The sequence below is a fragment of the Sphingobium sp. WR1 genome (assembly GCF_059693745.1).
In genome coordinates this window covers 98,109-111,402 of record NZ_JCATID010000003.1, presented here as the reverse complement: position 1 = coordinate 111,402, position 13,294 = coordinate 98,109, and the positions used below count along the sequence as shown (strand labels likewise).

Here is a 13,294-nt window from a genome sequence, read left to right as displayed (position 1 = left end):
GGCCCCCCTTGCATCGGGGAAGAAACTATCATGCACCTCTCAAACATCGATCAAGCCGGCACCGATGGCGATCGCGACCGCGTTGATCCGGTTGGCCGCGCCGAGCTTTTGCGTCACGCGGGCCAAGTGAAGCTCAATTGTTCGTTTCGATATTCCGAGGCTGCTTGCGCCCTCGACAAGCGTCGCGCCGGTGGCAGCATGGCGCAGGCAGCTGATCTCGCGATCCGAAAGCAACCCTGACGGCCTCGTCCGTGACGTCATCAACTGCTTGGCACGAATGTGAAACTCAATCGCCAGCGTGACCATCTGGTGTCGCCGCTGTTCGATCACCGCGATCGCCCTGGAAATCGTTTGGCTGAAGAGACTGATATACGCTGGGCCAGATACATAGTCCTGGACGGGGATCACGACACCCGCATCCACGCCCCGCAGTCGCTCGATGCTGAGCCAGGCGCGCTGGACATCGGGCAGGGAGAGATCGTCCTTTGCGACCCAGGCGAAGGGAAGAGAAGCCTGGGCAACCTGCGACAGCGCGGGATCTCCGGCACGCCAAGGCTCCTGCCCCTTGTCCAGTGTGGAGAGAAAGCGAAGTGGTGGACGCTCGATGATCCCTCCGCCTTGCGGACGATGACCGATATGGAGGTAACGAGCGCCGCCAAATCCCATTTCGGACGCGAACTGCTGTAACCAGTCTTCGAGGTCCGCCGAAGATGCGCAATCCCCGACCGGGCCCATCGCCATGACCGAACCGCCCTCCATGACAAAGTGCTCAACCCACGACGCATCGAGGGCAGCGCACGCATTATCAAACTGGCGCTGAAGCGCACCGCCGGCTAACATCTCAACTACCCCCATGGAGCTCCTGAAAAATGGACACGTTGAGCACGTGAATCTGGCAAAGAATTCGACAAAGTTTTTTTCTTCACCTTCATGTCGGTTCGTCATAAAAATGAAACAATATCGTACTTACTCGGCAGTGAATCGCGTATTGAGCATAAGAGATTCACTGTTCTGTGCAGGTAATGCGACAGCCATTAGTGAAATTATCATTTCGCAAAGTCACAGCGATGACATGACCTTGGCGTCATCAATGATGTTTAATGAGTTCCACCATCGGAATCTCTCGCAGAGGACTAGGAAGCATATCGATTTCTAGTGGCCGAGCTTGAATGTCAGGCCAGAATCTGCACGGCGAGGAGGAAGGTTGGATGCAATCAGGCGGTGTCGTTCGATACAATCACACCGGACAATTGGCTCCCCAACAGGCCGGGCATGTCCTATTCTCCGTCCGAATGTCGCTACCTCATTTCTTTCAGAGCCTGACTGCCGCGCTCTCATTTTGCCTTGTCGTACTCATGACTTCGTTCGGGACGAATGCTCATGCTCAGTCCGAGGCCTCTGAAACGCCTGTTCCTTTCGACATACCCGCGCAGCCACTTGACGCCGCCCTGGCACAATATTTCAGCGTCACGGGCGTGCAGCTCCTATACGATAGCATGCTCACTTCAGGACAGCGCTCCACGCGCGTAAAAGGCAGATTCACACCACGTGAAGCACTTCGCCGACTCCTGAGTGGCACAGGGCTCGTCGTTCGCTACAGTGGGACGGACGCGGCCATCATCACGACGCAGAGCGGCGACAGCCAATCCTCCCTGGTTCCTCTCGGGCGCGTTGTCGTCAGGGAAGAGGTCGCTCCAGCAAGGCTGCAGTCGGTCGAGCGGCTCGCCTACTACGGGCTGCTTGAGGAAGAACTGTATGCCTGCCTCCAGGCCAGCGAACATACGGACCGTCTCAGGTTCAGCCTGATCGTCCACCTCAGCATTAGCGCGGACGGCAAATTGAGCGAAATCGTTGTTCACCGCAGCAGCGGAAGCAGCAAAACCGACATGCTCGTTGTGGAAACCCTTTTCCAGGCTGTCGTGTCCCCCCCACCCCATGGACTCCAGCAGCCCCTGGCGATCGTGCTGCGCGGAACCCGGAGTAGCCAGCGCTCTCGATAGTCATGAGAACCGTGTGCCGGCCTTTGGAACCAGGCACTTTTCGGTCGATGTGGACTGCGTTCGCTGGCTCGACCGTACTGGGCCTATCGGCGAGAAGGGTCAGCTACTGTATGTGTGGGCAAGGGAACTCGCTTCGCCGCCTTCCCGAAGCAGGTCCTTGATAGCCTTGCTGGGACGGAAGATCAGCTTCCGCTTTGCGCAGATCCAGATCCTGTCGCCGGTGCGTGGGTTACGCCCTTCCCTTGCGGGAGCCAACTTCACAGAGAAGGTTCCGAACCGATTGACCGAAGCGGTCTCGCCACGAATTGCTGAGTCTGCGATTATGGTGAAGACTGCTTCGACAGCGCGATGGGCTTCAGCACGGGTCAGATAGCTTCTCGCGGCAACCCGCTCGACCAACTCATCTCTGTTCATAGCCGGAAGTCACGCTTTGCCGGCATGGGTCGGAAGATGGAGACAAATGAAAAGCGGCGGGGAAAGACAGGGGCCACACGGAGTCGCTGAGCAGATCGTGTCGATTTGGCAGGCGACGACATCTCGTCAGCTAGCCGGTTCCACTTGCCCATAGCCCGAGGGATCGCAGCGAAGGAGTCCCTGGCTCACGGCGATTGCGACGGCATTGACCTTGTTGGTCCCACCCAGTTTGTTCACGACTCTGTGCAAGTAGACCTCAACGGTTCGCGTGGAAATATCGAGCATTTCCGCCATCATTGGTACGGTCATGCCTTCGGCCGCCATCCGGAGGCATTCCATCTCCCGGCGCGTCGGCGCCTCCGGGCGCGCGTCGCGCAGCAGGTCGAGTGCAGCTACATGAATATCGGTCGCGGCCCAGGATAATGAAGGGCCATGCTCTTTCACTACCTTGCGCGCCGCATAAATATCGACGCCGACAAGCGCGACGAGACCTGGACCATTGGAATAATCCTGTACCGGGACTGCGATCCCGACAGGATCCGATTCAAGATCGCTCGCGAACCGAAGGTCGCTGCTGGACCAGGCAAAAGGGCGGTGAGCCACCAAGGCCTTGATGACCAAACTGCTACCGGCAATGAGGTCTACATATTTGCGTTGCGCGATCGGTGTCGATGCGATGGCTCGAACCGCACTGCCCTTTGCATGTCCAAAATGCAGATAGAGGCCGCTGTACAACCCGTAGGCATCGGCCAGATTCAGGAGCGACGTGGCGATGCTGGCTTTAAGCTGGGATGGGCCGCCGGGCTGCTCGAATGGGAGAATTTTTGCCATGACGAAGCCTGCTCAGACAACGCAAAGGCGTGATTCGCTTAGCACGAATCGCTTTCCAAGGCACAGTTGCCCCTCAGACGAAACGAGTTTCCTCCGGCATAGAGACAGAATTTCTTGTTTCAGGCTGAAAGTATGTTCGCCAATTCCGACAAGATTATCGGTCGGATTTTTGACGAAATCTTTTCCAGATCGACCGATTTCTGCTGCCAGCATAGATGAGCTGCCTTTGCCCCGAGGACTATAGGCAGCCCTTTACCCCAGCCGCTCGGCACATTTGCTAGGGGAATCCCTAGCGGGATTCCGACACTCATGAGGCATGTCATATTGCAGACGGAAAAAGACGTCTATGAAGCCGCCAACCCGCCATTCAATTTATGCGAGTCCCCCATGTCCAGCCCCGCTCGAATCGATGTCCTGGGTATCCTGGTTTCATGCCTGGGACATGCTGCCGTGCTGGGCGGCCTCATCGCCGCCAATTCAAATTCGACTAAGCCCTCGAGACCGGCTGCGCAACGTGAAACGGCAATGATGGTCGATTTCATCGAGTTGAGCGGAGACGACGAATCTGATCGATCAACCAGTCACTCCGCATCGAGTCCATCCAAGTCACCGACGGGCCACGACGTGCGAACGCCAACGGCTGCTGCCGCGCTCGACGGATCCGCGTTAAGAGCCTCCGCCCGATCGGCGCCTTCAAGTGGCGATCAGATAGCGTCTCTGCCGGAGGATGGCGGCGGCACCGCTTTCGCAGCGGCGGAACTCGATGAATACCAGCGCCTTCTCTACGAGATCGTTGCGCGTCACAGCCGCTACCCTGGAGAGGCCAAGCAGCTTCGTCTGGCAGGAATCACCTATCTGGCGTTCCGGCTCGACAGGAATGGGAATGTCCTGGAGAGCTGGATACAACGCAGTTCAGGCTCCGCCATGCTCGACAACGCCGCGCTGGCTGCCCTGGAGCGATCGCGCCCCCTTCCTCCCATCCCCGCCTCGCTGCCTGCCCGCATGGATTTCGTGATCGAGATCGACTCGTCGCTGCAGCAGATCGCCTTGCGGACGACAAATTGAAGGGGGCAGCCATTTTCTTTCAACTCAAGGCCTTGCATCGAGGATGTATTCCGTGACCTCGTCCCCGCGCGAGGCTCTCTTGTCGTTGTTCGTTTCAGCATATCCGGAACTCAAGCGCCTACTGACGGGTCGGCTTGGTTCACCGGATAAGGCACAGGAAGCACTACACGACACCTATTTGCGATTGCATCGAGCCGAGATCGCGGATGAAGTGCGAAACCCGACTTCGTATCTACTGACTATGGCGCTGAACACGGCGAGGAATAGCCAGCGGGCAGAAATGAAGCACCTCTCGGCGGCAGATATTGATCGCCTCATTGATATTCAGGACGAAAGTCCCGACCAGGACCGCACGGCCCAGGGCCGGTCGGAACTTGCAGCCGTCGAGCGGGCATTGCAGGAACTGCCCCCCCGCCGCCAGGCCATTTTCAGGCGATTCTGGGTCGAATCCGCAACATACAAGGAACTGGCTTTGGAATACGGCTTGTCAGAACGCTCAATTCGGCACGAACTGCTTCTGGCGAGCAGGCATCTCCACAGGGTGACAGAAGATTTTTCGGTGGCAGCTTTGCAAGAACAGCTCGCCAGAGTGTCCTCTAAATAAGGGAGCGCGAGCATGCTTCGATGCAAAGCGCTCATAGGCGAGCAACTGGTTGGCTTTTCAGAATGAGTGGAAGGACGACATGGACTGATGAAGAGCTGGCGCGCCTCAGGCTTGAGGGGCTCGAGCATCTCAATCATCTGCTCTCCGGCGAAGCCACGGAGGCGGATGCAGCCAAGCTTATTGCATGGCGTGCCGAAAGCCCCGCTCACGAGTTGGCGTTTCGATCGGCCGTGAGGTTGCGTCAGCTGGTGCGCGTTGTCGAAGGTGTCGAACGTCCCGAAACGATCGGGATCGTCGGTAACGTCGCAAGCCTGGATGCCCAAAGGACAAAGAAGCACTCAAGGCGCGCCTTTCTCGGTGGCGCGATGGCGGCATCTGTTGCTGGCGGACTGCTGTTCGTCGGACGCTCGCTCGACATGGTGCCGTCGCTCGCCGCACTGAATGCCAAGTATCGGACCGGAACCGGCGAACGCCTTGTGGTGCGTCTCGGCGACGGCGGCACCGTCGAACTCAACACCCGCACCAGCATCAATCTGCGCGACGATCTCGCGATGCCGGCGGTCGAGCTCATCAGTGGCGAGGCGGTCGTCACCAGTGGTCGATCTGGAACTGCGGCGCTTGTCGCTGGCAATGGCACCAGCATCGGCAAGCATGGCCAATTCAGCGCGCGGCGCACGGAAGACGAGATTTGCATCACCTGCCTGTCCGGCGAGGTCGAGGTAGCCTGGAACGGCGAGCATCGCCAGTTGGCGCCCTCGCAGGAGGTACGATATGATGATCGCGGTATCGGTGCTGTAACCGCGCAGGCGAACACGGCCGTGCTCACCGCCTGGCGAAACGGCACGCTGATTTTCCAGGACATCCCCATGCGACAGGTGATCCTGGAAATTAACCGCTACCGCGAGGGCCGGATCATATTGGCGAACAACGCCTTAAGCGGACGCCGGCTCAGCGGGACCTACAACATTGATCGACTGGACGAGTTTATCGATCAGGCCGAATTGGCAGTCGGTGCCAAGGTGACGCGCCTGCCGGGCGACGTGGTCGTTCTGAGTTGAAGGAGGCACAATATTTCTATTTCATTACATTGAGTCATTGAAATGTAACATATTTTTCTTGCCAGATTTCTTTCCCGGCGTGTCCTCTAAATAGGAGCAGCTCCCCGGGGGTCTTTGATGTTCACCAACAAGCTGGCCAGCAATCGCGGCCACGATGCAAAGACCGTGGTCGAAGCGAGCACGCTGTTCCTGCGCCCTGGGAACGCTAACCACCCGAATATCCTTGCGACTTTGAAAGCCAGCAGATCTCTCTCGGGTTTGCGAGACTGGCTGCTGGATTATGCGCGCCTCCTCGGATTTTACGGCGCTCGCTATATTCATGCCGGAAATTTCTGGTCTAACGAACCTGATGCCAGCCCACACCATCCCCTGCGCTTCCTGTCGACCTCACCTCGGGACGCGGATGATGTGGACGACTGGCTTGTCCGCGATCCATGCGCGACACAGGCGCGCACGGCTTTCGTGCCTTTCGCTTATTCGACACGAACGAAGGGGGGACTTGATCCCATTCAACGTATCTGGTTGGAGAACGAACGAATGCGCGGCGTGTCCGCTGGCGTCATTGTTCCCATCCAGGACAGCATCCACGGGGCCGCCTATATCAGCCTCTTCGGAAATGATGAGACGGGATCGCGAGAGATGGCCGAACGCTGTGGTGCGGACCTGGCATTCGCCGCAGCGCATTTTCATGCGAAGGCGAAGCAGTTCGTGCCTCTCGCCGATTGGGTTCCTCGCCTCTCAACCCGTGAACTGCAGGTTCTGCGACTGGCTTCGATGGGGTACACCTATGCCCAAAGCGGCGAGGCGCTCGGCCTTTCGGAGAAGGCCGTGGATTATCATTTACGGAACGCGTCTGACAAATTGGGGGCTTCGTCCAAGCTGCGGGCTGTCGTCCTCGCCTTCGCCCATGGTCTTGCGACATTTTGAAAGTCGTCCCTCATTGGGTGAACAAACCATGGAAAGGCACTTGTGAGCGTCAGTGAATATGACGCTCCACCAAGCCAGCTTCCACCGACACAAGGTCGGTTGGACAATTGACCTCCCAGATGCCTCCTGGCGGCGCCCCGACCTCGATCATACGGATCGGCACTCCTGCGTCGAGGAAACGTAGCTGTTCCAAATCCTCGGTTTCCTCGAAGATGGATGGTTCGAGACCCGGATAGTGCATGAGAGCATCACGGCGATAGCCGAAAACGCCCAGGTGGAGATAGACCGGCGGACGGGCCACTCGCTCGGGAACGAACGGAATGATGCTCCGGGAAAAATAAAGCGCATCATAGTTTCTGTCGAAGACAACCGTGATCGCGCGCGAGCGCCCTGCTCTCTCATCCGCGCGAAGGCAATCCGCTGCAACCGGCGAGCAACGAACCATGGCGGTCGCCACTTCCACACCAGGCGCTTCGCGCATGCTTTGGATCAGAGCCTCGACGGCAAGCGGTGGAGTAAGCGGCGCATCGCCCTGGAAGTTTACAATGAGATCGGCTTTGATGCCGGCCGCTACGAGAGCCTCCGTACACCGCTCAGTCCCGTTGCGGCAATTGGAGGACGTCATAATGACACGCGCGCCAAACCGCTCGGCGACTTCCTGAATTCGAGCATCATCGGTCGCGATCCACACTTCATCGACGCCGTTCACGAGGTTCGCCGCCTCCCAGCTCCGAAGCAGCAAGCTCTTCGCCGCGCCCGAAACCCCTCGTAGTTCCACAAGGGATTTACCGGGAAACCGCGTGGATCCGAAACGTGCGGGTATGATGATGGCTACACCGTGATCCTCGCAGGAGAATTCCTTGCCCCCGACTACGCGAAGCATTCAGGCGACCCCGTGACGCAAGACATCGTGAATGTGAACAAGCCCGATTACCTGCCCGCCAATCATGTCGGCCAGCACGAACAAGGATGTGATCCGGGATTGCGACATGGTCCCGAGTGCATCGCGCGCCAGAGCCCCGGACACAAGTGTGCGCGGCCGCTTTGTCATGATTTCCTCGGGACGCAGCGATGCCAGCTTCGTCGCATTCCGGCGCACATCCCCATCGGTGATCACGCCAAGCAGACGCTTGGTGTCGTTGACGAGTCCTACGACGCCAAAGCCCTTTTCGTTCATCAGGTCCAGAACGGCTTCGAGCGACGCATCGGCGCGAGCCAGCGGCAGTGCATCACCGCGATGCATGAATTCGTCCACGGCGAGAAGGTCAAGCCCATGGCTTGCTCCTGGAATACGCCGATGAAGGTCGGTCGCCGTGATGTTCTTTAGCCGCAAGAGCGTGATCGCGATTGCATCGCCCAGCACGAGCATCATCGTAACAGACGTGGTCGGAGTTCGGCCAAACGGACAAATCTCAGGCTGTACAGGGAGAAGAAGATGAACATCCGCGCTTCTGGCAAGAAGCGAGTCCTGGTTTGCCGTGATCGCGATGATGGGGACGCCCAGCATCTGCGCCCACCTGACGATAGCTCCGCACCCCTGAGCCTCTCCGGTTCGCGATAGCATCAAAATGACATCGCCCGGCACCATGACGCCGATACCCCCATGCAGAGCTTCGAGCGCATTCAGATAACATGATGGCGTACCCGTTGCCGAGAATGTTGTGGCCAGCTTGGGTCCGATATTGGCAGACTGTCCTGCGCCAAGCACGAGCAGTCGGCCCCTCGCATCATGGATCAGCTTGACCGCTTCTACGAAGGCATCGTCGACGTCACAAAGTGACCAGAGCGCTTCCGCCTCCGTCGCTATGGCCTGACGGCCAATGGCAAGGATGGAGGATGAATTTGCCTCCATCGCGCCGGTCACGGTCATGATCGCACGTTCCTTCTGCTCCACCAGGCACACGCAAGCTTGATAGCCACAAGGTACGCTAATCGAACATCGAACCCATCACGCTAGGAGAATCCACAGTCATTTATGGAATGTTCTCGCGGGTTCTGCGCCAGTGCCGGGAGATCGCGGAGGGCGATTTTCAAAGGCCTATTGCCGGCTTCTGCCGATGGACAAGTTCGAACCAGTCCATCATCGCTGAGGCCGCAGCGTCCGACAACGCCACATATACGCGACGCTTGTCGGCATCATCTGCTCGGCGGACAAGAATCCCCTTCTCCGTCAGGTTCTTGATCCAGCGAAGCGCGGTTGTGGCCGGAACAGACGCAGCCATGCACAGGCTTGATGTCAGAATCTCCGTCCCGCGCAGACGGGCTTCCATGAGATCGAGCATCATGTCCCAAGCCGGATCCGCGAACAGGTTTTCGTCAAAGAACTCGGCCCGCGCCCGCCGCATGCGCAATATGAACTGGATATCCCGCACGATCATCGCTTCAATTTCAGAAGCTGTGTGCATCCGATCGGGCTCCCTTGCGGAAACGGACCGTGTAACCAACAGCGGCATTTCGTCTGCTACCTCCGCAGGCTCCGAGAGCAAGCGGACGTGAAGGTCTCCATCGGTTCGCACAGACCCGGCACCGGAAGTCGAGGCGAGCGCCGGTATGGCGAGACTCCCCGAAACCAAAATCGGAATACTGTGCGAATCGCTACCCTGGAAACGCCCGGCATCGGGACAACCACAACCTGGCGCGACCTTAGAGAGCGAGTCGCCACCCTCGGCCGACGACAGGTGTATGGTCGGCACCAAATGTCGGCCTGCCTCCAAAGGCGCGGCCATCCCCGGCGCGGACACAACGAGGATGCCTGTCTCGCTTATGCACATACGCACACACCATTCCCAGTTGGCCGGCCCCACCCTCATCATGAGATGCAGCCGATGCATTGACCGAAGTCAATCACTTCTGAACAAAATCAACGAAGAGCGGGCATCGCGAACATTATTGTCACTTTCCTGTAATATAGAGTCCGCCATATGGGAGAGGAGCTAGCCGAACCTGACCCTCCCATTCATGCTTAATCCTTTACCAGACTTGCGACTGATCGCCGCACTTGGTCTTGTTGGCGTCCTCGTTGGGAGTTTCATCGCGACGGCTGTGGTACGATGGGGCACCGGACGTCCGATTGTTATCGGGCGCTCGCGATGCGACGACTGCGCACGGGTGTTGGCACCCGTCGAACTCATTCCCCTAATCAGCGCAATCATCTCACGCTTCCGATGCCGGACGTGCAAAGCGCCGATCGATGCCTTGCATTGGCAAATCGAGGCCACTGCTTGCCTCGTCGGTGTCTTCGCCGGGATGGCCACCCCCGGCATAACCGCAATCGCGGGCGCCATATTTGGATGGCAGCTTCTCGCACTCGGCGCATTGGACGCGCGCCATTTCATCCTGCCAAATCTCCTGACGACGGCACTTGCCATCACCGGCCTTGCGGCAAGCCTCAGCAGTGCCGGTATTGGCCCGAGCGACAGCATCGCCGGCGGCCTTGTCGGTTTCCTATCCCTTTGGCTGGTGAAGCATGGCTATCGTCGGCTGCGCGGTCGAGACGGACTGGGAGGCGGAGATCCTAAGTTATTCGGGGGAATCGGATGCTGGCTTGGTTGGCAGGCGTTGCCCCACATATTGCTTGGCGCAAGCCTGATCGGCCTGGTCATGGCCGTCGCTGTCCTCAGGGATGGGCAAGAGCCGCTCTCAAGCCGGCGATTGCCATTCGGCGCCTGTCTGGCGCTGGCAGGTTTCACCGTCTGGCTCGCCTACCAAATTGCCGGGGCCTGAGCCCAAAGCATGAAACTTAAAAATCTTTTTGCCCATCGCAGGCAATCCGAACCGTATTTCTTTGCCAAGATTGCTTCGGCGCGTGTCCTACTAAAAGAGGCCTGCGAGCACTTAGCTGGGGGCCTGACGTCTTTGGGCGCCACGCCCTTCAAGTGCAAGGACATACATGGGGGACAACGAGCACGATAAGCGGGCGTGGGCGGTTTATTGCGCTTGCCGGATTTCCGACACGCTCTACGCGATGAATCCCTTTCTCACGCAGCAAAATTTCTACGCGCAACAGCTACGCGCACTTGCTCTGGTGTCCGTTATCGCCAGGAAACGGCTCCTACCCGGTCGGCGAAACATCTGCATCGTGGGCGCCGGTGTTGCGGGTAGAATGCTCGCAGCCGGCTTTGCCAGTGTCGGAGCAAGTGTCAGGCTGATCGAAGCCCGGGCAACACCGTTTGAGCGATATCGGGATGCGACCCATCGGGAGCTTCACCCCAATATCATATTCTGGCCTAAGCAGCAGCCGATGCCGGCCACGGCCCTGCCCTTCCTTAACTGGGCGCAGTCCCAGGCGGACATGGTGATCGAGGATATTCTCGATGAATGGCAACGCGGCTTTGGCCCGAAGGTCGATCTCGTCCATGATCAGGTCGTTCGGCTACAGCACGATGCCAGCGGCGTTTTGCTTGAACTTCAGAGCGGCACCAGTATCGAGGCGGACATTGTCGTCCTCGCCACCGGCTTCAAGCCGGAGCGCGGTTTGGGCGCGCTCACATCACCGAGCTACTGGTCGCCCAACGCCATAGCTGATGAAGCCCAGGCGGTTCTCGTCAGCGGCACGGGCGATGGCGGCCTCATCGACGTGCTCTCACCCATTCTCGGCGCCAAGGTCACGCGTGCTGCCCATATGCTGGCTGTCGCGTTGACGGACAGCGAAGTTAAGCATGATGTCCTGGAGGTCGAGGCAGAGCGAGCGTTGCATAGGATTCCGGGAACTGGCGACAGCACTGATCCGTGCGACTTTTACCGTAGGGTGGTCTTCAGCCAGGAGACACAAGGAAAGCTGTCCTCGTTTGCGGGCGCGGACGATCGCCTCACCAATCGTAAGATCACGCTTCTGCACCGGTCGACCAGTCCTTATTCATTCACTGCCGCCCCTATCAACAAGCTGCTGCTCGCCTTCTTCAGCAACGGAACGAGGCGATATGTGACGGCCGTCAAAGGGGTGCTCGAAGTCGAGGAGGATCAGCACAGGATGATACCCGACAACGACGACGGCGCGCCGCTCGACCCTCCATCGGAGTTCGATCGCGTCATCATCCGGCATGGCGCTGAGCCGGCCGCGGCGGACCTGTTGAGCGCGACAGAACTCGTCGGCCTACGGGAAAAGGCCGTCGAACATTCCGCCGCAGCCGATGTGAGCGACTATGACAGGGAGGTGTTTCGCTGGACGAACGACGGCATGGGAAAATCGGGCGTTTCGCTCGAAACTCTACCGCGAACGGTGCGCAAGACGCTCCTCCATATCGGTCGAGCCTATGGGCTCGATTTTCAAACCACGATCATAGTGGATGACTGTTTCACCAACGGTCGACCGATCAAGGTTGTCCTCGATGCGGAGGATAGGCGCAAAGCCGAACAGCTGCGCCTGTTTCCTCTCCGTGTAGGCCCGGCGTCCGTTCAGGTCGCATCCGTCAACATTCATCGCAACAGGCCCCCAAATGACGAAGCGTAGCGGTCTTTCAGAACCCAGCCGGGTTGCCAACAACGCCCTCCGGCTCGGGACCATCATCAAGATCGGCATTGTCGGCGACGGCGACGCTCGCATGATGATTTCCGCCATCATCACACGTGAAGACTGCGAGGATGACAATCTCTATCTTCTGTTGACCGCGCATTCGCATCTGCTGCCGAGCGCCGAGGAGGTCTCCTGCACTTTGATCCGGGGGCCTGGAAAGCAACGCCTCGCATTGGGTACGCTGGTCCCTCCTGAGGAGGTCCTGGGTCCAGAGAGCTCCAATCTGGGCTTCCACGTCATTCGCCTCGGGGCGACCCCGTTGTTCGAAAGCCAGCGGGAGAACGCAAAACCCCTTGCGACGGTCCGAAACTTCCGGGAGGGAATCTGGAGTGATGGCCTGTTCCACGTTCGGCGCCTAAATGATCCCACATGGACGGATCCCGACTATGGTGATTTCCGTCGTAGCGGCTCAATTCGAACGAACCGCCAATTGTCGAGCCCGGTCATCAATCGCAAGGGACGGGTTGCTGGAGACCTGGACGAGGTGCGCATTCCCGACCTCGGTGCGACACTCTACTATTCCTACTGCGGCCTCGTGACCCGTGGCCGCAATCGCCCCCTTGCTGAGCCGCAGGCATTGGGTGCGCCCGTCATTTCGGAATCCGGCGCGCTGTCGGCGATCATTGTCGGCGCGGCAGATCAGGAGACGCTCGTCTTCCCGGTCGAGGAACTGCGTAAAGGCCGGGCGATCAAGTTCGTGACGCTTGGTGAGGATTGGCCGAAGGTCAAAATCGCCCAATCATCCCGCACTTTGAACAATTCCGGCTAGAAGCCTCATTTCAACCCCGTTTTCAGAGGACAGCGTGTGCTGTGGCAGATAGCCAGCGAAGGGTGCTTGATGCTGATCGTCTTGTCCGTGCAACATCGCTCCCCTAAACACCTG

At 58.7% G+C, this 13,294-nt stretch carries 14 protein-coding genes; 8 read left to right on the top strand and 6 right to left on the bottom strand.

Translation table 11 applies throughout. From position 1 onward, the window contains the following. Positions 1-39: 39 nt before the first annotated feature. Positions 40-855 carry a helix-turn-helix transcriptional regulator gene (locus AC58EF_RS05380; protein ID WP_257554662.1) on the bottom strand — a complete coding sequence of 272 codons (816 nt, stop codon included), beginning with the start codon at positions 853-855 and terminating at the stop codon, positions 40-42. A gap of 314 nt (positions 856-1,169) precedes the next feature. Here AC58EF_RS05380 and AC58EF_RS05375 point away from each other — a divergent pair, with 314 nt between their 5' ends. Next, positions 1,170-2,000 (top strand): secretin and TonB N-terminal domain-containing protein, encoded by an 831-nt coding sequence (locus AC58EF_RS05375; RefSeq protein WP_497275157.1) that lies wholly within the window; start codon positions 1,170-1,172, stop codon positions 1,998-2,000. A gap of 99 nt (positions 2,001-2,099) precedes the next feature. On the opposite strand, the gene AC58EF_RS05370 is transcribed toward AC58EF_RS05375, so the two are convergent. Beyond that, entirely contained in the window at positions 2,100-2,414 is a 315-nt protein-coding gene (locus AC58EF_RS05370) for an HU family DNA-binding protein (RefSeq protein WP_497275155.1), read from the bottom strand. A 126-nt stretch (positions 2,415-2,540) separates the two neighbouring features. Continuing rightward, entirely contained in the window at positions 2,541-3,245 is a 705-nt protein-coding gene (locus AC58EF_RS05365; RefSeq protein WP_497275153.1) for a helix-turn-helix transcriptional regulator, read from the bottom strand. A gap of 309 nt (positions 3,246-3,554) precedes the next feature. Between AC58EF_RS05365 and AC58EF_RS05360 the strand changes: the two genes are divergently transcribed. The 4 genes from AC58EF_RS05360 (at position 3,555) to AC58EF_RS05345 (ending at position 6,899) form a co-directional block, all read left to right on the top strand. Then, the gene (locus tag AC58EF_RS05360; protein WP_497275151.1) at positions 3,555-4,310 is read left to right on the top strand and encodes a cell envelope integrity TolA family protein; all 756 of its coding nucleotides are present in this window, start codon (positions 3,555-3,557) and stop codon (positions 4,308-4,310) included. Positions 4,311-4,362: 52 nt separating this feature from the next. Then, positions 4,363-4,914 (top strand): RNA polymerase sigma factor, encoded by a 552-nt coding sequence (locus AC58EF_RS05355; RefSeq protein WP_497275150.1) that lies wholly within the window; start codon positions 4,363-4,365, stop codon positions 4,912-4,914. A 62-nt stretch (positions 4,915-4,976) separates the two neighbouring features. Continuing rightward, positions 4,977-5,972 (top strand): FecR family protein, encoded by a 996-nt coding sequence (locus tag AC58EF_RS05350; RefSeq protein ID WP_489009393.1) that lies wholly within the window; start codon positions 4,977-4,979, stop codon positions 5,970-5,972. Between the two features lie 117 nt (positions 5,973-6,089). Continuing rightward, entirely contained in the window at positions 6,090-6,899 is an 810-nt protein-coding gene (locus AC58EF_RS05345; RefSeq protein ID WP_489009392.1) for a helix-turn-helix transcriptional regulator, read from the top strand. Positions 6,900-6,948: 49 nt separating this feature from the next. Here the strand turns inward: AC58EF_RS05345 and AC58EF_RS05340 are convergent, their stop codons facing one another. The 3 genes from AC58EF_RS05340 to AC58EF_RS05330 form a co-directional block, all read right to left on the bottom strand. Further along, a complete protein-coding gene (locus AC58EF_RS05340; protein WP_497275149.1) occupies positions 6,949-7,782 on the bottom strand; it encodes a 3-deoxy-manno-octulosonate cytidylyltransferase in 834 nt (277 codons plus the stop codon). Beyond that, positions 7,783-8,769 carry a KpsF/GutQ family sugar-phosphate isomerase gene (locus AC58EF_RS05335; protein ID WP_497275147.1) on the bottom strand — a complete coding sequence of 329 codons (987 nt, stop codon included), beginning with the start codon at positions 8,767-8,769 and terminating at the stop codon, positions 7,783-7,785. A gap of 160 nt (positions 8,770-8,929) precedes the next feature. Continuing rightward, complete coding sequence (locus AC58EF_RS05330; RefSeq protein ID WP_497275146.1) at positions 8,930-9,304, bottom strand: winged helix DNA-binding protein; 375 nt, start codon at positions 9,302-9,304, stop codon at positions 8,930-8,932. Positions 9,305-9,878: 574 nt separating this feature from the next. On the opposite strand from AC58EF_RS05330, the gene AC58EF_RS05325 reads away from it, so the two are divergent. The 3 genes from AC58EF_RS05325 to AC58EF_RS05315 all read left to right on the top strand — a co-directional run bounded on the left by AC58EF_RS05325 (position 9,879) and on the right by AC58EF_RS05315 (position 13,180). Then, complete coding sequence (locus AC58EF_RS05325) at positions 9,879-10,622, top strand: prepilin peptidase (protein ID WP_497275144.1); 744 nt, start codon at positions 9,879-9,881, stop codon at positions 10,620-10,622. 166 nt (positions 10,623-10,788) lie between these two features. After that, positions 10,789-12,348: an FAD/NAD(P)-binding protein gene (locus tag AC58EF_RS05320; RefSeq protein ID WP_497275143.1), complete on the top strand. Its 1,560-nt coding sequence runs from the start codon at positions 10,789-10,791 to the stop codon at positions 12,346-12,348. Beyond that, a complete protein-coding gene (locus AC58EF_RS05315; protein ID WP_497275141.1) occupies positions 12,335-13,180 on the top strand; it encodes a hypothetical protein in 846 nt (281 codons plus the stop codon). Before AC58EF_RS05320 ends, AC58EF_RS05315 begins: the two co-directional genes overlap by 14 nt. Positions 13,181-13,294: the final 114 nt, after the last annotated feature.